Source organism: Salinivibrio sharmensis (genome assembly GCF_001995985.1).
GTDB lineage: Bacteria > Pseudomonadota > Gammaproteobacteria > Enterobacterales > Vibrionaceae > Salinivibrio > Salinivibrio sharmensis.
On record NZ_MUFC01000008.1, the window covers coordinates 58,716 to 78,612 of the forward strand.

Here is a 19,897-nt window from a genome sequence, read left to right on the forward strand (position 1 = left end):
ACGCTGCTGTGGCTAACCACAGCAGGCCAGGAAAAAACATGGAAAATACTGAAAAGCTCGCGAACAGCAAAGAAGTCATTGCCTATATTGCTGAACGTTTCCCTAAATGTTTTACTGTTGAAGGCGAAGCCAAGCCATTAAAAATTGGTATTTTTCAAGATCTTGCGACACGTCTTGAAGGCGATCCCAAGGTAAGCAAAACCCAATTGCGCGCTGCGCTTCGCCAGTACACGTCTTCCTGGCGTTATCTGCACAGCGTGAAACCAGGGGCGTCACGCGTTGATCTTGATGGCAATGCATGTGGCGAGCTTGAGCAAGAGCATATAGACCATGCTGCGCAGACCTTGTCAGAAAGCAAAGCGCGTGCGGCAGAGCGTCGTAAGCAGCAACAAGCGAAAAAGTCAGAAGGCCAGGCGAAAAATGCAGGTAAGACTGCACCAAAAGGTAAGAAGGCGGCCGCGCAATCAGCGAAAGGCCGTACAAGTAAACCAAAGCCCGCTAAAATGACTAAGAAAGAGAGTGAGCCACGTCGCGAACTCAGCGCCAACGATGTTGTCGTAGGTAAAGACGTGAATGTGAACATGGGCAACGGTAATCTGCCAGCGACCATTGTTGAAATTAACAAGGATGAGGTGCGTGTTCGCCTGACTAACGGGTTAACCATGTTAGTAAAAGCGGAGCACCTCAGCGCCTAAAGGAGACTCCTCGACGCATGTTTTGTCGACGCCGCGTTTCGGTAATCGCTGCCAGCTTGATGCTGGCAGCCTCTGCCCAGGCTGTAGAAGCCAACTTCCAACTCAGTGAGCTGCCCTCACTGTCTGCCGAACCTCAACACGAAACCGCTTCCAAGCGTGTAACTTCTCGATTTACTCGTTCTCATTATAAGCAGTTTACTCTGGACGACGCTTTTTCGGCTGCGATTTTTGACCGCTACTTGGAGACACTTGACTACAACCGCGTGTTTTTAACCCAAGATGATGTTGAACGTCTATCGCGCTGGAAAACACGCTTAGATGACCAACTTAAGTCGGGTGAGACAGAAGCGGCGTATGCCATTTACAATCGTGTATTGAAAAAGCGCTTTGAGCGATACCAGTACGCGTTAAAAGTGTTGGACAAGCCTTTTGATTTTTCCGCCGATGAGAGCATGGTGCTGGATCGCACTGAGTTGCCATGGGCGGCAAACGAAGCCGAGCTGGATGCCATCTGGGACAAACGGGTTAAAAATGATGCCTTGAACCTGCGCTTGACGGGGAAAGAGGATAAAGAAATTCGTGAGACCCTGGGCAAACGTTATAACAGTGCCTTGAAGCGTTTGACTCAAAGCCACAGTGAAGACGTTTTTCAGGTATACATGAATGCTTTCGCCCGTGAGGTGGATCCTCATACCAGCTATTTGTCACCGCGTAACGCAGAGCAATTCCAGTCGGAAATGAACTTATCCCTAGAGGGAATAGGGGCGGTGTTACAAGTGAAAAACGAGTACACAGTGATTCGTTCACTTGTGGCGGGAGGCCCAGCTTCCAAGTCTAAGCAGCTTTCCCCCGGCGACCGCATTATTGGTGTGGGGCAAGAAGACGAAGCCATTGTTGATGTGATTGGCTGGCGACTGGGTGATGTGGTCGAGCTGATTAAAGGCCCTAAAGGCAGTGAAGTTAAACTGAAAATCTTACCTGAAGGGGCGAATGCTAAAAGTTACAATGTCACACTTACTCGTGACAAAATACGCTTAGAAGATCGTGCAGTAAAATCCGATGTGATCGAACGCGGCGACGAGAAAATTGGCGTGCTGACGGTGCCGGGCTTTTACGTTGGATTAGCAGATGATACCAAGAAAGAAATCGCGAGCCTCAAAGAAAAGGAGATCAGCGGCATCGTTGTGGATTTAAGAAATAACGGTGGCGGTGCGCTCAGTGAGGCGACGGCACTCAGTGGCTTGTTTATTGAGCAAGGGCCCATTGTACAAGTGCGAGATAGCTATGGGCGAGTGAAAGTCAACAGTGATACGGACGGCAAACGTTTCTACGATGGCCCGATGACGGTATTAATCAATCGCTACAGTGCGTCAGCCTCTGAGATCTTTGCAGCAGCAATGCAAGACTACGATCGCGCGGTAGTGATTGGTGAGCAATCTTTTGGTAAAGGGACCGTGCAGCAACATCGTTCGCTTAACCATATTTATGACTTGTTCGACAAACCGCTGGGTTACGTACAATACACTATCCAGAAGTTTTACCGGATCAGTGGTGGCAGTACGCAAAACAAAGGGGTTGTTCCCGATATTACGTTCCCTTCACCCGTCTCGCCGGATGAAACAGGCGAGAGTGTTGAGGAGAATGCACTACCTTGGGATCGGATTGAAAAAGCGGACTATCAACCAAGGTCGCTTCCTTCGTCTGTGGTAAGCACGTTGGCCGAGAAGCATAAAGCGCGTATCAAAGGCGATCGCGAATTCGACTTTATTCGACAAGACATTGCGCGTTACCAAGAAGAGAAAGATCAAAATACGATCTCTTTGAATGAGGAAAAACGCCGCAAAGAAATGGATCGGGAGGACGAAGAGCGTTTGGCGCGATTGAATGCACGCCAGGAAGCATTGGGAGAGCCACCTTTTAAAACGCTCGATGATGTGCCCAAAGACTATGAAGAGCCAGATGCATACTTAGATGAGGCAGCAAGCATCACCAAGGACTTGGCGAACGTCATGGCACTTGACCGCTAGTGGTCTAACGCCGCTGGTTAAACACGAGCCGCGTTTTTAGACGACGTTTTCTGAGAGCCTAGGCCATTGGCCTAGGCTTTTTTTGTGACGTTATGGTGACGACTAGGCGGGTTCAACCCACATGAAACGAGATCTTGTTCAAAAAACTGCATAAAACTGAGAAGTCAGTCTAACCTTATCGTTAAGGCATTACTGCCAATGAGGGGGAGGGTATGCGTTGCTTATTGGGTGTTGTTCTGGCCTTAGTGATGGCATTGCCAGTGCGCAGTGACGACTTAGCGCGATTTGATGTGCCATTACTGCTTGGTCAATGGTATTGGTTTAGTGCTGAGGAAGACTCAAATGCTAGCCATCCGTATAAAGCGATTAACCTTTCGTTTAATTCTCATTATGAATTCCGTATTGATATGCTACGTCGTGATGGGCAGCTCGAGACCGCGGCAGGCAGTTATGCGGTGAATCATCAAGCATTGCGGTTGTACGACGGGCAGGGAGCGGATCAAGTGCATGCCTACCAGTTAAACCATAATCAATTGCAGCTTCAGGGGGCGGTGTTTACCAAACTGCTACCTGACGATCTCTCCGGCGTGTGGCGTTCAAACAGCATTGGAGGGGATGATGTGAGTGAAGAAGTAGATGGTGTCTCGCTTAAACTTCGTCCCGATTTCCTCTTTGCGATGCAAGTTCGCGGTAACGATGGCCGCTCCATTACTCACCGCGGTGTATATTTGGTGGAAGGTGACAATCTGATGCTGATTTACGAAGAAGGACGTCACTCATCACAATACCAGCTTGCCTCAGATACCTTGCGTTTAACCAATGACGTATTTGGTATGGAGGCGGTACTGCAACGGCAAAGGTAACGCTGTTAATATTGTCAGTAATAGAGGTTGAGCGAGAAAAGGTCGGTGGCAACACCGACCCTTTTGTGAGCGAATGATTAACCGGCAGAGTTAGTCTGGCAATTTGAATGCTGCTTTTAATGCAGATAAATGGTTGTCGTCTTTACAAATAGCTTTATTGGGTTCATCAGATATTTTAGCGACAGGCTTACCCTGACAACTGGTGAGTTTGATCACTACGTTGAGTGTTTTCACATTGGGCAGATCGCAGGTTAGCTGTGTACCGATTCCAAATGAGGTTGTGGCTTTATCGGCAAAATGTTGATAAATCTGCACCGCCTTGGCCAATGTGAGGCTATCGGAGAAGACCAGCGTTTTGTCCTTAGGATCAATACCATGCTCCTGATAATGCGCGAGGGCCTTCTCGCCCCAGGTAATGGGGTCACCACTGTCATGGCGCAACCCACTAAAGGCGTGGCAAAGTGAACGATCAAAGTCGTGTAAAAAGGCGTCCATGTTAATGCAGTCGGTTAAGGCGATGCCCAGAGTCTCCGGATACTCTTGCAACCATACGTGCAACGCCAGTTGCTGCGAGTCGGATAGTTGACCGGCGAGCTGTTGGTGCGCTTGAAACCATTCATGCGCTTGGGTACCAACAGGCGTGAGTCCGAGCTGCTTGGCCAACCATACGTTAGATGTTCCTTGCAACGGCGGGTAGACGGTGTGCAGCCGTGTTACTACCGCGTGGTGCACCTCACGAGAAAACCGTCGTCGTGTGCCAAAGTCTACCAACTGAAACCCTTCGGCAAAGCCATCCTTTGGTAGGTGTGCAAGCTTATCATCAAGACGCGAGAGCGCATCATTGACCGTGTGATGAGGGTAGCAGGCGCGATTTCTCAACTCACAAATGATAGCGAGCAAAGGCACTTCCCACAGAATAACCTCTTGCCAAGGCCCGCTGATATGAATCGCCAATTGGCCGTCTTCAACGCCAACAGCCACTTGATCAGGATCGAATTGAAAGCGTGATAAAAACGTCAAAAAGTCGGTGTGATAAAGGCCTAGAGCGTTGAGGTAATCAAGCTCGTCGGGTTGAAACCGCAGAGTGGCCAGATAATTGATGTGCTCAACCACTTGCTCACATAGGTAAGACAGGTCTTCATCACTGCGACAGTAAAAGTCCGCGGTAACTTGGACATCAGGATAATGATGGAATACAGCTTGCTGCATGTTGATTTTATAAGCATCAGTATCCAAAAGCGATGTAATGATCGGATTGTGCATGCGTAGTGAACGCCTTACGGGTTACAAAACCAAATGACCGCCATAGTACCGTAATTTTTATAAAATTTAACCGTCGTCACATTATATTTCAGTCGGGATTGGCAGGCTGCGTTGACATTATGCAGTGTTTATTGAATGTAAACGCAAACATTTGATAACAAACTGTTAAATCTATAGTCATCTATGCCAAGCCGCGGTATGGTATGGCATGCAAAAATCGCCCTTGGGCGAATGAATACAGTTCGTTGGCTGAGGTACACTCGATAAGAAGGAAACGACATGTCTCAACAACCCACCGCCAAATACCGTGATGATTACCGTGCACCGGATTTCACTATTACGGACATCAATCTTGAGTTTGATCTCAATCCGAACAATACCCTGGTCACTGCCGTTAGCCAGGTAAAACGCCTAAATAGTGACGCCACGGATCTCGTGCTAGACGGTGACGAGCTAACCTTAGTGCGCTTAGATATCAATGGCGACCCTTGGACGGCTTACAGTGAAGAAGCGGGTAAATTGATAATCCGAGACGTTCCCGCCGCGTTCACATTAACTGTGCAAACCCAGCTTGACCCAGAAAACAACACCGCGTTGGAGGGACTCTATATCTCGGGCGGGGCGTACTGCACCCAGTGTGAAGCGGAAGGATTTCGCCGGATCACTTATTATCTCGACCGTCCCGATGTGTTAGCTCGCTTTACCACTAAGGTGATTGCGGATAAAGCAAACTATCCGTACTTACTCAGTAATGGTAACAAGATCGCGTCTGGCGAATTGGAAGGTGGCCGACACTGGGTTGAATGGCATGACCCTTACGCCAAGCCAAGCTACCTATTTGCGCTGGTTGGTGGTGATTTTGATGTGTTGCGCGATTCGTTCGTTACGCGATCTGGCCGTGATGTGGCGTTGGAGATTTTTGTTGATAAAGGCAATTTGGATCGTGCCGATCATGCGATGACCTCACTTAAAAACGCAATGAAATGGGATGAGGATCGATTTGATCTTGAATACGATCTGGATATCTACATGATCGTTGCCGTTGACTTCTTCAACATGGGCGCCATGGAAAACAAAGGGTTAAACATCTTTAACTCCAAGTATGTATTGGCAAACTCAGAAACCGCAACCGATACTGATTATCTCGGCATCGAAGCGGTCATTGGTCATGAGTACTTCCATAACTGGACGGGGAACCGAGTAACATGCCGTGATTGGTTCCAGCTAAGCCTCAAAGAAGGGTTAACGGTATTCCGAGACCAAGAGTTTTCGTCTGATTTAGGCTCGCGGTCGGTTAATCGTATCAATAACGCACGTATTATGCGCGGCCCACAGTTTGCTGAAGATGCCAGTCCCATGTCTCATCCGATTCGACCGGAGAAGGTGATCGAGATGAACAACTTTTACACCCTGACGGTGTATGAGAAGGGCAGTGAAGTGATCCGCATGATGCATACTATTTTAGGTGAAGCAGGCTTCCAAAAAGGGGTCAAGCTTTACTTTGAACGTCATGACGGTACAGCAGCCACTTGTGATGATTTTGTTCAAGCGATGGAGGATGCCTCTGGGATTGATTTGACCCAGTTCCGTCGTTGGTATAGCCAGTCGGGAACGCCAGTGCTCAGCGTATCATCGACTTATGATCCTGATAGCAAACAGTTAGCACTGCATGTTTCTCAGCACACCCCGCCAACGGCGGATCAACAGGAGAAGTTGCCGCTTTATATTCCATTGGATATTGAGCTTTATCGTCGTGATGGTAGTGTGATTAAGTTACAGCGTCACGGTGAGAGCGTCTCCAATGTGCTCGCGGTTACGGAGACAGAGCAAACCTTTATTTTTGATGAGGTGGATCAGCAACCTGTGCTATCACTGCTGCGCGAGTTCTCGGCGCCAGTGAAGCTGGATCACGATTATCAAGATGAGGAGTTGGCGTTCTTACTGCAACATGCCCGTAATGACTTTGCGCGATGGGATGCGGGTCAGAGCCTATTGGCCAAACACATTAAAGCGAACGTCGCACGGGTACAAAACGAGCAGCCCATTGATGTACCTCTGTCTGTGATTGATGCGTTCCGTGGCGTACTACTCAGTGACAACACGGATCCGGCTTTGATTGCAGAAGTGCTTAACCTTCCAAGTGAAACCGAAGTGGCAGGGTGGTTTGACACCGTTGACGTTGATGCAATTCACCAGGTGATGGCGGCGTTCAAACAGCAGTTCGCCGATCACATGGTGGATGAGTTTGATGCGGTATACCGTCAGTATGCCCAACCTGAGTATCAGATAACCCACAAAGCCATCGGTGAACGCGCTTTACGTAATGCGTGTTTGAGCTACCTCGCTCACACCGAAAACGGCAACACGCAGGTCGAGCGCCACTATCAAGACGCGAATAACATGACAGACACCATGGCAGCATTGAATGCCGCTAACAATGCGCAATTGCCGTGCCGTGAACCACTGATGAAAGATTTCAGTGATAAATGGCAGCATGATGGGCTAGTAATGGACAAATGGTTTATGCTGCAAGGGGCAAACCCAGCAGACAATGCCCTTGACCAAGTTAGAGCGCAAATGGACCATCCGGCGTTTACCCTCAAAAACCCTAACCGAGTACGCAGTTTGGTCGGGGCATTTTGTAATCGTAATCCGGCTCGTTTTCATGCCCAAGATGGTAGCGGCTACCGGTTTTTGAAAGAGATCCTAGTGATACTCAACCAATCTAACCCGCAGGTAGCATCACGGTTGATTGATCCTATGCTCAAGCTGGCGTACTTCGATCAAGATCGTCAGGCGAAGATGCGTCAAGTGCTGCAAGAGTTGGCCGATATGGATAACTTAGCTGCGGATCTTTATGAAAAAGTTGAAAAAACACTTGAGCAGTAAGAAACGATTTGGGATAAAATTACCCAAGCGTTAACAAGTGTGAAAAGCCGTCCACCTTGGGCGGCTTTTTGATTTAGGTGGTATATTGGGTAGCGATCTCACAGTGATAGGTTAATCGGCAGACATGGAGTACTATTTTAACGTTTACATTGCTTACTCAGAGTATCAACACTACTACAGTGGCGCCGCGGCCAATGTGGTGGTGACATCCGATCAGGGGCTGCGTTTGCAAATTCCCGCTTCGCGTTTTCGTCCTTTCTTATCGCAACTCGGTATACGCGGGCGTTTTAAACTGGTGACAGACGCGAATCATAAGTTCCAATCTCTTATGCGGGTTGCTTAGTGGCCGCCGAGTAAAGCCTCACCAATTCTTCTGTTTAAATAGCCACACCAGTCACATTCTGGCGAAATTCGCGTAAATCCAGCCGTTTACCTATAACGTTTTTATCTGCCAAGCCTTACACTAGACAGTGCGTTTGTTAACGTAATGTTTACCTCTGAATACACACAACGATAATGTTCTAAAAAAGGACAACGGAGCTCCAGAATGACCTCGCGTGACCCTATAGTACCTGTGTTACTTGAGAAGGTTTATCAGTTGATTGCCGATAAACTGGATGATACTCAACAACCACTTGTCGATGCATTAGCCAAAAGGATATTGGGTCAAATCTCTGATGATGACTTGCAGGAACGCAATGAGTCAGATCTCTACGGTGCTGTGATGAGTTTGTGGCACCACCTCAACACCTTTGAACAAGATAAAGTTTTTGTAAAAGTCTTTAACCCCAGCCTCAGTGGCAATGGATGGCAGTCAACCCATACCATTGTCGAAATCTTAGCACCTGACGCGCCTTTCTTGGTTGACTCGGTGCGCATGGCACTCAATCGTTTGGGGATCACCACCCACTTGATGCTCAACACCCCGATAAAATCACAAAAGAATGAGCAGGGTGATGTGGTTGCCATCGGTGGTGATAACGGCAAGTTCCAAAGCACGTTCCATATCGAAATTGACAAAATGTCCGATGAGTCAGAGATGGCGGCACTAGAGGCTGAGCTGTCTGAAACTTTAACGGATGTTGTGATGGTGGTGAACGATTGGAAGCCGATGCGAGAGCAGATGCTTGAGTTGGTGTCGGAACTGAAAGACACACCGCTGCCAATTGATGACGAGCGTCGGCAAGAAGCGATCGAGTTTTTGACTTGGATTACTGACAACAACTTTACCTTTATGGGGTACAAGTGTTTTGATTTAGTGCCGGTTGAAGGGGATTATGAACTGCGAGCAAGCACAGACTGTAATGCGCTCGGCTTAGCGAAAAAACATAAATCGCCCGTGGTACTCAGCTTGTCAGAAATGCCAGAGTCAGCCCGCGCTGAAGCGTTGAAAAAAGAGCTACTGGTGCTGACAAAAAGTAACGCCAAATCACGAGTTCACCGTCCCGCTTATGTTGATTACATCGGCATTAAAAAGTTCGATAAGCAAGGCAATGTGATTGGCGAGCACCGTTTCACGGGCCTCTACGCATCCTCCGCCTACAACCAATCCACGGCAAGCATTCCTGTCCTGCGAAATAAAGTACGCCGCATTCTCGACAACAGTGGCTTTTATCGTGAGTCACACTCGTGGAAAGCGCTCGCCAACATTTTGGAAAACTACCCGCGTGATGAGTTGTTCCAGGCGACGGAAGACGAAATGCGCGACGTTGGTATGGGCGTGGTACAGATGCAAGATCGCGACATGTTGCGGGTGTTCGTCCGTCGCGATCCGTTTGGGCGTTTTTTCTCGTGCATGGTGTATATCACTCGTGAACGCTATAACACCGAGTTCCGTCGTCAAACCCAGCGTATTCTCCAGCAATACTTTGGTTCTGATCAGACGGTAGAATTTACCACTTTCTTCTCGGAAAGCCCCTTGGCAAGGACGCACTATATTGTCCGAGTAGAAAACAACAATTTCGATATTGATGTGAAGAAGATCGAACAAAATTTAACCGAGGCGGCGTCGTCGTGGGACGATCGCCTGCAAGAGGCGGTAATTGCAAACTTTGGTGAGAACCGAGGCACACCGATCGCCAAACGCTATTTACGCGCTTTCCCGCGTTCGTACAAAGAAGCCATGCTCCCGGGCTCAGCCGTTGCTGACATTGAGCGCCTTGAAGGCCTCAGTGATGATAACAAGCTTGATATGCTGCTTTATCGTCCCCAGGAGGTGAGTCATCAGTCGAATGCGATTAGCCTTAAGCTGTTCCAAAAAGGCGAACCTATTCATCTGTCTGATGTGATGCCGATGCTGGAAAACCTCGGACTGAGAGTGATTGGTGAGTCGCCTTATGAGGTGGAAACCAGCCAAGGAGATGTATACTGGATCCTTGACTTCTCCATGTTGCACAGTGCGGGATCCGCCTTTGATCTCGGGAATGCACGAGATCGTTTCCAGCATGCCTTTGCAGATATTTGGCATGGCCGTTTGGATAACGATGGCTTTAACCGTTTAGTGCTTAATGCTGGGCTGTCGGGGCGAGAGGTCACGATTTTACGCGCTTATGCGCGCTACATGCGCCAGATTGGTTTTCCATTTAGCCAAGCCTATATTGAAGAGACACTGTCTTCACACTCTCAACTTGCCAGCTTCTTGGTAAAACTATTCAACACGCGCTTTGATCCGGCGGGTAAGCAAACCAAGCGCGCGCAAGACACCATTATCAATGATATCGAAGAGGCCCTCGATAATGTTGAGAGCCTTGATGATGACCGTATCATTCGTCGCTACATGGAGATCATGCTGGCGACCACACGGACTAACTTCTTCCAAAAAGATCCGGAGAACGGCCAAGACAAGCCTTACTTGTCACTGAAACTCGAGGCCTCCGAGATCCCGGATATGCCTAAACCCGTTCCTGCGTTTGAGATTTTCGTGTATTCCCCAGACGTTGAAGGGGTGCATTTACGCGGAGGTAGGGTGGCACGTGGCGGGCTACGTTGGTCAGATCGCCAAGAAGATTTCCGTACCGAGGTGCTCGGCCTTGTCAAAGCGCAGCAGGTGAAAAACACGGTGATTGTGCCTGTTGGAGCGAAAGGCGGATTTGTCTGCAAGCGCCAACATCAGCTTTTCGGTCGCGATGCGATTTTCGCAGAAGGGAAGCGCTGCTATCGGATCTTCATCCAAGGGTTGCTTGATATTACTGATAACATCGTAGAAGGCAGTCTGACACCGCCGCAACACGTTGTACGTCATGACGAAGACGATGCGTATCTCGTGGTTGCTGCGGATAAAGGGACGGCGACATTCTCCGACCTTGCTAATAGTGTCTCTGAGCAATATAACTTTTGGCTGGGTGATGCGTTTGCTTCTGGTGGTTCTAATGGTTATGACCATAAGAAGATGGGGATTACCGCAGCCGGTGCGTGGGAGTCGGTGAAACGTCATTTCCGCGAAATTGATATTGACTGCCAAACCACTGATTTTACCTGTGTCGGCATTGGTGATATGGGGGGAGATGTGTTTGGTAACGGCATGTTGCTGTCTAAACATATTCGCCTAGTGGCCGCGTTTAACCACATGCATATCTTTATTGACCCAGAGCCGGATGCCGCGAAAAGCTGGAAAGAGCGACAGCGTCTTTTCAACCTGCCGCGTTCAAGCTGGGAAGATTATGACAGCAAGTTAATTTCCAAAGGTGGGGGCATATTCTCCCGCCGCGCTAAGTCCATTACTTTAACGCCAGAGATCCAAAAGCTGCTTGGTACACGCAAGCAATCCATAGCACCGAACGATCTGATTAAACAGATCTTAAAAGCCAAAGTGGATCTACTTTGGAATGGTGGGATCGGCACCTATGTGAAGTCGTCTGATGAAACTCATACCTCTGTTGGCGATCGCGCTAATGACGGGTTGCGTGTTAACGGCAACGAGGTCGGTGCACGTATTATCGGTGAAGGCGGCAACTTAGGGATGACGCAATTAGGGCGGATCGAATATGCGCTCAAAGGCGGTCGCGTCAATACCGACTTCATTGACAACGTTGGTGGGGTCGATTGCTCCGATAACGAAGTGAATATCAAAATTTTGCTCAATGGGCTGGTGGCCGCTGGCGACTTGACCATGAAAAAGCGTAACGAGCTTTTGGAGCGGATGGAAGATGAAGTGTCTGATATCGTGCTTGAAGATGCGTACAGTCAGAGTGAGTCCATTTCCGTTACCCATAATCAGCAAGCGGCGCTACTCAAAGAGCAGATCCGTTTTATTCACTACTTAGAGAAAGAAGGGAAGTTGGATCGAGCCCTCGAGTATCTACCTGATGATGAGACCTTATCTGAGCGCAACCTACGTGGCACGGGCCTAACACGCCCAGAAATTGCGGTGCTGGTGGCGTACGGAAAAATGGTACTTAAAGAGCAGCTGGTGGTGGATGAGGTGACGCAAGATGCGCACTTCGGTCAACTATTGCCGAGCTACTTCCCGAAAGAGTTACAACGTCACTATCGCCAAGAAATGGAATCCCATCCACTTCGCGGCGAGATCATCGCGACGGCGCTGGCAAACCAGATGTCGAATGACATGGGCTTTAATTTCATTACCCGTATGCAAGATGAAACTGGGGCAAGCGTCAGTGACATTGCCAAATCCTACGCGATTGCGCGTGATGTGTTTGGTTTCGAGCAACTGTTTGACAGTGTTCGAGAGCTTGATAATCATGTTGCTGCCAAAGTGCAATACGATATCTTATTCCGTTGCCGCCGCATGCTACGCCGAGCAACGCGATGGATGTTACGCAATAAACGCAAAGGAGAGAGCATCGAGGCGCAAGTCGCCTTCTATCGCCCAGCGTTACAAAATTTGATCGAGCACCTGGATGACTATCTGGTTGAGAGCGAGATCAAAGAGCATGACCAGCAGGCGGAAACACTGCGGCAGGCAGGGGTGCCTGACGCGCTTGCCAATAGAGTATGCCGCCTAACCAGCGTGTTCTCTGGACTGGACTTAGCACAGGTGTCAGAGCAGCTGAATAAACCGTTCGAGTTGGTAGCGCGCTTGTACTATGTGCTAGGAGATAGCTTGTCACTGCACTGGTTCTTGAAGCAAATCAATAACCAGCCCGTTGATAACCACTGGCAAGCGCTGGCGCGTGCGTCCTTCCGTGAAGATTTGGATTGGCAACAACGCTTACTCACCGCTCGTATTGTGTCAGAAATGGCTGATGACCAAGATGCCGAAACGGGTCTTGCACAATGGATGGATGAGCATGTGGTCATCCTCGGCCGTTGGCAGAGTATTGTTGATGAGTTCAAAGTAGGCTCCGTGCATGAGTTTGCCAAGTTCTCCGTCGCCCTGCGTGAGTTATCGCTGTTAAATTTAAATTGAATTAAAGCGCCAATAACGCAATAATCTAGCCCCGTTTATACGGGGCTTTTTTATTAGGAGGGATAATGCTTTACCGCCTCGCCAGACCGGCTATCTTTCAGTTAGATCCAGAAAAAGCACACGATCTAACCATTAACACCCTTTCTCGATTTCATCACACCCCGCTTCGTTTTTTCTATTCCCAGCATCTTCCTCCTCGTCCAGTCACTGTGATGGGACTTAATTTTAATAATCCCGTTGGCTTAGCGGCAGGGTTAGATAAAAACGGCGAGTGCATAGAAGCCTTTGGCGCGATGGGCTTTGGGTTTGTAGAAGTGGGGACAGTGACGCCACGCCCGCAACCAGGCAACGATAAACCGCGACTTTTTCGCATTAAAGCGGCGGAAGGCATTATTAATCGTATGGGTTTCAACAACCACGGCGTTGATGCATTAGTGGAGAATGTTAAACGTGCGAAAAACTTCAACGGTATATTGGGTATTAACATTGGTAAGAACAAAGATACACCGATCGAGCAGGGCACCGATGACTATGTCGCCTGCATGCGAAAAGTGTATCCACATGCTGACTATATCGCTGTAAACATTTCATCGCCCAACACCCCAGGATTACGCACGTTGCAATACGGTGACATGTTCGACGAACTCCTTGGCACACTGAAAGCGGAACAAGCGCAGTTGGCAGACGTCCACGATAAATACGTGCCTCTGACGGTAAAGATTGCCCCAGACTTGAGTGAAGAAGAAATTCAACAAGTGGCGCAAGCACTGATTCGTCATCAGATCGATGGTGTGATTGCGACCAACACCACGCTTGAGCGTTCATTGGTAGATGGTATGCCACACTACCAAGAAGCAGGCGGGCTAAGTGGCCGTCCTGTTCAACTAAAAAGCACCGAGGTTATTCGTCAGTTACATCGTGCACTTGATGGCGCAATGCCTATTATCGGAGTGGGAGGGATTGACTCGGTCACCGCGGCGCGTGAAAAACTCGAAGCAGGTGCTGATCTGGTGCAAGTCTACTCTGGGTTGATTTACCAAGGCCCTGGGCTGATAAAGCAAATCGTGCGTCATATTTAGCTTAGTAAATAAAGTCTTAAGGCATAAAAGGGGGCGTTTTCTTCCCCTTTTTTTTTCGCTTCAGCCCATTACACTTCAGGCAATGGCAGTTTTGGTATCGCCAGACACCCAGTTAGTGAGTCATCGCGGGAGCTGAAGTATGTTAAAACCTAACAATGCATGGAGATGGTATTTCGATAATACGTCGAATTCACTAATGCTGGATTTAGGCGACGACATGGTTTTTCGCGTGGCGGTCAACGCCAAACACCTCATCCCCGATGCGTTCTCATCATCCCCATTTTCTGTTGAGGATGCATCACTCTTTCAACGTTTGACAGATCCACTGTCAAACCTCTCTCTTTCCGGCCCTCGTCAGGCCGAACTCGCTTTGAATGCAGTGGCAGCCTATCGCTTCCACAAACCTATCTTACCTAAAAGCTGGTTTTTCGAGCCACAACAAGACACTATCGCAACCCCTGAGTGGGGGCAAATAGTCGAGCTCACCAGCCAAACAGGGGATAGGGCGCCGTTTATTATCATAGAGAACGCCGGTTCTGCCTCGCTCTGCATGCTCGCACGTGAGGCTGATTTTGAACTGAGCGCGAATAAAACAATGGCGTTTTGTGGTGCGATTAAAGTAATGAACGACCGGCTATCGCAACCAATACTTCAAACACATAGCCAAAAAGGTCGCTTTGCGTTAGTGGGCTGAGTGGTTTTCACTCAGCCCACGCCTCCTTTCTTCCCTCACTTTCCTTGTTTCTTGCACAGACTACAGCGCTATAGCTGTATTTTGACGTTTCTTATACCAAACAGATGTGCGTAAAAAATGTGATATCAGTTCATTTTATGAGCGAAAAGTGTGCACATGCCTACGCATTTTTTCATTGATTTAGGGGTGTTTTCACCCTTATAAGGTCAATGAATGACGCCTTTCTTCCTCTTTTAGGCGTCAAAATGCTTGAATAAATCCGTCCTGGTCTAGTCCAGTTTGCACGGCTTGCGATTCGTTCCCAAAGGGAAAGATAAGCCATTTTCGTTTTAATACTATCAGACATAATATGCGTAATAGTCACAGTGAATGCTTACACGCGTTCAGTTCAAAACGGATTTGGCGAGGTGAGATGAGTGATAAAGCAAGGTGGTTTCCTGAGGGAAACAGATATGCGCATCAAGTGGGGATGATTGATTCTATTTGGAAACAAGTGTGCCTGGATGTTTGTTTCTTGTTGGAAACAACAATCCGGCGATTTATTCATCACTCAATGAGATTGTCGCCGCTTGGGTCAACGATAGGCGTAAGATTGATGTATAATCGCCGCCATGATGACAACGACGCCCAAAGGGTGTAGAGACTGAATGAAACACTATCTCGCAATAACCGCTCGAGGTCTCGAGCACATGCTAGCTCAAGAGCTTGAACAACTTGGCGTATCTAGCCTCAAACAAGTCCATGCAGGGGTTAAATTTAAAGCCGACGATTCAACACTGTATCAATGCTGTTTATGGAGTCGGATTGCGTCACGGTTCGTCTTGGTGCTGGGCGAGTTTGCGGTGCGCGATGATATGGATCTCTATCTTGGGGCAACGGCAATTAACTGGCCAGATTATTTTCACGCCAGTCAGCGGATTGCGGTGGACTTTAATGGTACCAATCGCGAGATACGTAACAGCCAGTATGGTGCATTAAAAGTTAAAGACGCGATTGTTGATAAGTTTGAAAAGTCGAATTTGCCCCGTCCAAGCATCGACCGCGAGCAGCCTGATTTACGTATCCATATGCGTTTATCTAAAGATCAAGGCCTGCTTGGGATTGATATGGTGGGGAGCGGCCTGCATCAGCGTGGCTATCGTACCCAGGCTGGCACGGCACCATTACGAGAAACCCATGCCGCGGCTTTGGTGGCACGGAGTGGCTGGAAGACGGACCAACCTCTGATGGATATCATGTGTGGTTCAGGCACTTTGCTGATAGAAGCGGCGATGATGGCGGCAAATATTGCGCCAGGCTTAAAGCGTAAGCGTTGGGGCTTTGAATCATTGCTTGGCTTTGATGATGAAGTCTTTAAAGCGATCAAAGCTGAAGCGAGCGTCAAGGCTAAACGCGGTGTGAGTCAGTGCCAGACACGCTTTTATGGCACGGATAACGATGCCCGTATGATTGAAACAGCGCGCGCGAATGCGCGACGTGCTGGGGTGGCAGAACTAATTGAATTTATCGCTGGTGATGCGACGCAAGTGATGCCACCAGAAGGCTTCACTGATGGCCATATCATCTCTAACCCGCCATACGGTGAGCGTTTAGGGACCACACCCGGTTTGATTGCCTTGTACACCCAGCTTGGTGATCACCTTAAAGAGGCGTTTGCGGGGAACACGGTTTCTTTGTATTCGGGATCTGAAGAGCTGCTTAGCTGCTTACGGATGCGTGCGGATGACAAATTTAAGTTACGCAATGGTGCGTTAGATTGTGTGATGAAAACATACGCGATTACCGCACGTGGTGAAAAACCAGAAAAGGATGCGCCAAAGGCTGACGTAGCGCCTGATTTTGCTAACCGTTTGCGCAAAAATATGGCGAAGCTGGACAAATGGGCAAAAAAACAAGAGATAGAGTGTTATCGGCTCTATGATGCCGACTTACCTGATTACAAAGCAGCGATAGATCGCTATCGCGATTATCTGGTTATTCAAGAGTATGCTGCGCCGAAAACCATTGAGCCTGAGAAAGCGCGCCGTCGCTTATTAGATATGGTGCGTGCCGCCATTGCAGTGACCGGTGTGGATGCCAATAAAGTGGTATTAAAAACGCGCGAAAAGCAAAAGGGCAATAACCAGTATCAAAAACTTGCCGGCGCGTCTCGAACCATGACTGTCCATGAATATGGCGTGGCACTCGAAGTCAATCTTTATGATTATCTCGATACCGGGGTATTTCTTGACCATCGTTACACACGCCGCTTAATCGGCGAGAAAGCAAAAGGCAAAGACTTTCTTAACCTCTTTGCTTATACCGGCAGTGCATCGGTGCATGCCGCGGTAGGTGGCGCTCTTTCTACGACCACCGTCGACATGTCGAAAACCTATTTGGCGTGGGCTGAGCGCAATATGAAGCTCAATGGCATTGTTGGGCGTCAACACCGTGTTGAGCAGGCAGACTGTCTACAATGGATTCGCCAATCTGATCAGCAATTTGATTTGATATTTATCGATCCGCCGACATTCTCTAACTCTAAAAGGATGCACAGTACCTTTGATGTGCAGCGTGACCACCTGGATGTGCTTTTAGCACTGAAAGACCGTTTACGTCCCGGTGGTGAAATCATTTTTTCCAACAACAAGCGGCACTTCAAAATGGATTTGGAAGGTTTAGCGGCTGCAGGGCTTAGTGCAGAAAACATTAGCAAGCGTTCGATCCCTGAAGATTTTGCTCGCAATCCACATATTCATAATTGCTGGATTATTCGTCATCAGGACACGTCTGCATGACACTAGTGATGTTTAGCACGGAAGGGTGCCACCTTTGTGAACAAGCGTGGGCACTCTATCAATCTCTCGGCTATCAAACGCCACTTGAAACCCAAGACATTGCCTTTGACGATACGCTCTTTGAGCGTTACGGCGTCACGATCCCTGTCATTGCAATACGCAATCGAGAGGGAGAAGTTAGCGATGAACTGGGTTGGCCGTTTGATCACACACAATTACAAGCTTGGTTAACGCAACATGGCATTAATTAAAATAACCTCCGCCCAGTTGGCGTATGGCGACAACCCATTACTGGACAAAACTGACTTTATTCTCCAGCCAGGTGAGCGCGTGTGTCTGGTAGGGCGCAATGGCGCCGGTAAGTCTACCTTGATGAAGGTCCTTGACGGTCAGGTTCAGCTTGATGATGGCAGTATTCAAAGCCAGTCTGAACTCAAAGTTTCTCGGCTTGAGCAAGATCCACCACGCGATAGCCAAGGCACTGTGTTTGATTACGTGGCTGAAGGTCTCGCGGAAGCGGGAGATAAACTAAAGCAGTATCACCAGCTGATCGCGAAGATCGAAACCGATCCCAGTGATCGTAATATTGCCGAGCTTGCCAAAGTGCAAGAAGCATTGGACCACGCTGATGCGTGGCGTTTTGATAACCAAATTATGGTGGTATTAGGAGCATTAGGGCTGGAAGGCAACACCGCGCTTAAAGCGTTATCTGGTGGCTGGCAACGCAAGGCAGCTTTAGCCCGAGCCCTGGTTTGTGAGCCGGATGTGTTGCTTCTTGATGAGCCAACTAACCACCTGGATGTCTCTACCATTTTGTGGTTAGAGCAATTCTTAAAAGATTTTAAAGGCGCAATCGTCTTTATCTCGCATGACCGCTCGTTCATTGGCGCTATGGCCACACGTATCGTTGATCTTGACCGCGGTAAACTGACCTCATGGCCAGGGGATTATCAGACTTATCTCGACGGTAAAGAAGAGGCGCTGCGAGTAGAAGCGGAGCAAAATGCCGAGTTTGATAAAAAACTTGCGCAAGAAGAAGCCTGGATTCGTCAAGGTATTAAAGCGCGTCGTACCCGTAATGAGGGGCGTGTGCGTGCCCTGAAAGCGCTACGACAAGAGCGTGCGAGTCGCGTCGAGTTACAGGGTAACGCAAACTTGCAGCTCGATGATGCCAGCCGCTCTGGCAAAATTGTGTTTGAAGCAGACAACGTCGCTTTTACCTATCAAGACACGCCACTGATTAAGCCATTTAGTTTCACGGTGGTGCGTGGCGATCGGATTGCGCTGATTGGCCCGAACGGATGTGGTAAAAGTACACTATTAAAGCTCATGCTTGAAAAACTCACCCCGGACAGTGGAACCTTGCACGTAGGGACAAAACTGGATGTTGCGTATTTTGATCAATACCGGGAGAAATTAGATCCAGAAAAAACGGTCATCGAGAACCTGGCGGGTGGAAAAACCGAGGTTGAAGTCGGTGGTCGGAAGCGCCACGTGATGGGATATTTGCAAGATTTCTTATTCCATCCGAGACGGGCGCAAACCCCAGTGAAAGCGCTCTCCGGAGGCGAGAAAAACCGTCTACTGTTGGCGAAGTTATTCCTAAAGCCTGCTAATCTTTTGGTACTTGATGAGCCAACCAACGATCTCGATATCGAAACGCTCGAACTACTGGAAGACTTGCTTTCGCAATTCCAAGGCACCTTGTTGCTGGTCAGCCATGATCGTCAATTCGTTGATAACACGGTGACACACAGCTGGATATTTGAAGGCGATGGTACCATTAATAAGTTCGTGGGGGGGTATCACGATGCCCAACAACAGCGCGAGCAATACCTAAAAGCCATCACGCCTGCTAGCGGTGCGCAATCAACGGCTGATAAGGCTGATACGGAACAAAAGACGGCAAAACCTAAGAGTAAACCTCGCAAGCTATCCTATAAATTGCAACGTGAATTGGAGGGCTTGCCCGCGAAGCTTGAAGCGCTAGAAGGTGAGATTGAATCGCTACAGTCTGAGATGAACGATCCTGAATTTTTCTCGAAAAGTCAGGAGGTTACACAACCAAAATTGACGCGATTGGCAGAGGCAGAGCAGGAGCTCGAGCAGGCCTTTGAACGCTGGGAAGAACTGGAAGCGATGCAGAAAGAAGCCTAGTGACACTGTCACTTATGACGGGATTTGACTCACATTTTACTTAGTGGTGACGCGATAGTGCTTGCTTAAAAAATCATCATGATCG

General features: G+C 48.6%; 12 protein-coding genes. 11 read left to right on the plus strand and 1 reads right to left on the minus strand.

Annotation, left to right across the window (positions count from 1 at the left end; all coding sequences use genetic code 11):
- Window positions 1–38 precede the first annotated feature (38 nt).
- The 3 genes from proQ (at window position 39) to BZG74_RS09350 (ending at window position 3,585) form a co-directional block, all read left to right on the plus strand.
- A complete protein-coding gene (gene proQ / locus BZG74_RS09340; protein ID WP_077772349.1) occupies window positions 39–695 on the plus strand; it encodes an RNA chaperone ProQ in 657 nt (218 codons plus the stop codon).
- A gap of 17 nt (window positions 696–712) precedes the next feature.
- Window positions 713–2,722 carry a carboxy terminal-processing peptidase gene (prc, locus tag BZG74_RS09345; protein WP_077772350.1) on the plus strand — a complete coding sequence of 670 codons (2,010 nt, stop codon included), beginning with the start codon at window positions 713–715 and terminating at the stop codon, window positions 2,720–2,722.
- 260 nt (window positions 2,723–2,982) lie between these two features.
- Window positions 2,983–3,585: a hypothetical protein gene (locus tag BZG74_RS09350; protein WP_392397590.1), complete on the plus strand. Its 603-nt coding sequence runs from the start codon at window positions 2,983–2,985 to the stop codon at window positions 3,583–3,585.
- A gap of 90 nt (window positions 3,586–3,675) precedes the next feature.
- Here BZG74_RS09350 and pncB read toward each other — a convergent pair whose 3' ends face one another.
- The gene (gene pncB, locus BZG74_RS09355; RefSeq protein ID WP_077772352.1) at window positions 3,676–4,848 is read right to left on the minus strand and encodes a nicotinate phosphoribosyltransferase; all 1,173 of its coding nucleotides are present in this window, start codon (window positions 4,846–4,848) and stop codon (window positions 3,676–3,678) included.
- 279 nt (window positions 4,849–5,127) lie between these two features.
- Between pncB and pepN the strand changes: the two genes are divergently transcribed.
- The 8 genes from pepN (at window position 5,128) to BZG74_RS09395 (ending at window position 19,812) form a co-directional block, all read left to right on the plus strand.
- Window positions 5,128–7,737, plus strand: coding sequence for an aminopeptidase N (gene pepN, locus BZG74_RS09360; protein ID WP_077772353.1), 2,610 nt, complete (start codon window positions 5,128–5,130; stop codon window positions 7,735–7,737).
- Between the two features lie 124 nt (window positions 7,738–7,861).
- Window positions 7,862–8,080, plus strand: coding sequence for a DUF2835 domain-containing protein (locus BZG74_RS09365; protein ID WP_077772354.1), 219 nt, complete (start codon window positions 7,862–7,864; stop codon window positions 8,078–8,080).
- A gap of 204 nt (window positions 8,081–8,284) precedes the next feature.
- Entirely contained in the window at window positions 8,285–13,105 is a 4,821-nt protein-coding gene (locus BZG74_RS09370) for an NAD-glutamate dehydrogenase (RefSeq protein ID WP_077772355.1), read from the plus strand.
- 65 nt (window positions 13,106–13,170) lie between these two features.
- Window positions 13,171–14,184, plus strand: coding sequence for a quinone-dependent dihydroorotate dehydrogenase (gene pyrD / locus BZG74_RS09375; RefSeq protein ID WP_077772356.1), 1,014 nt, complete (start codon window positions 13,171–13,173; stop codon window positions 14,182–14,184).
- A 139-nt stretch (window positions 14,185–14,323) separates the two neighbouring features.
- Entirely contained in the window at window positions 14,324–14,878 is a 555-nt protein-coding gene (locus tag BZG74_RS09380; RefSeq protein ID WP_077772357.1) for a cell division protein ZapC, read from the plus strand.
- Window positions 14,879–15,525: 647 nt separating this feature from the next.
- Window positions 15,526–17,655 (plus strand): bifunctional 23S rRNA (guanine(2069)-N(7))-methyltransferase RlmK/23S rRNA (guanine(2445)-N(2))-methyltransferase RlmL, encoded by a 2,130-nt coding sequence (gene rlmKL, locus BZG74_RS09385; protein ID WP_077772358.1) that lies wholly within the window; start codon window positions 15,526–15,528, stop codon window positions 17,653–17,655.
- Window positions 17,652–17,906: a glutaredoxin family protein gene (locus BZG74_RS09390; RefSeq protein ID WP_077772359.1), complete on the plus strand. Its 255-nt coding sequence runs from the start codon at window positions 17,652–17,654 to the stop codon at window positions 17,904–17,906. Before rlmKL ends, BZG74_RS09390 begins: the two co-directional genes overlap by 4 nt.
- Complete coding sequence (locus tag BZG74_RS09395) at window positions 17,893–19,812, plus strand: ABC transporter ATP-binding protein (RefSeq protein ID WP_077772360.1); 1,920 nt, start codon at window positions 17,893–17,895, stop codon at window positions 19,810–19,812. Before BZG74_RS09390 ends, BZG74_RS09395 begins: the two co-directional genes overlap by 14 nt.
- The last annotated feature ends 85 nt before the right edge of the window (window positions 19,813–19,897 follow it).

Coding starts and splice junctions, on each gene's coding strand:
- pepN (WP_077772353.1), top strand. CDS start 5,128: ATGTCTCAACAACCCACCGCCAAATACCGTGATGATTACCGTGCACCG.
- proQ (WP_077772349.1), top strand. CDS start 39: ATGGAAAATACTGAAAAGCTCGCGAACAGCAAAGAAGTCATTGCCTAT.
- BZG74_RS09395 (WP_077772360.1), top strand. CDS start 17,893: ATGGCATTAATTAAAATAACCTCCGCCCAGTTGGCGTATGGCGACAAC.
- BZG74_RS09365 (WP_077772354.1), top strand. CDS start 7,862: ATGGAGTACTATTTTAACGTTTACATTGCTTACTCAGAGTATCAACAC.
- BZG74_RS09380 (WP_077772357.1), top strand. CDS start 14,324: ATGTTAAAACCTAACAATGCATGGAGATGGTATTTCGATAATACGTCG.
- pyrD (WP_077772356.1), top strand. CDS start 13,171: ATGCTTTACCGCCTCGCCAGACCGGCTATCTTTCAGTTAGATCCAGAA.
- pncB (WP_077772352.1), bottom strand. CDS start 4,848: ATGCACAATCCGATCATTACATCGCTTTTGGATACTGATGCTTATAAA.
- BZG74_RS09370 (WP_077772355.1), top strand. CDS start 8,285: ATGACCTCGCGTGACCCTATAGTACCTGTGTTACTTGAGAAGGTTTAT.
- prc (WP_077772350.1), top strand. CDS start 713: ATGTTTTGTCGACGCCGCGTTTCGGTAATCGCTGCCAGCTTGATGCTG.
- rlmKL (WP_077772358.1), top strand. CDS start 15,526: ATGAAACACTATCTCGCAATAACCGCTCGAGGTCTCGAGCACATGCTA.
- BZG74_RS09390 (WP_077772359.1), top strand. CDS start 17,652: ATGACACTAGTGATGTTTAGCACGGAAGGGTGCCACCTTTGTGAACAA.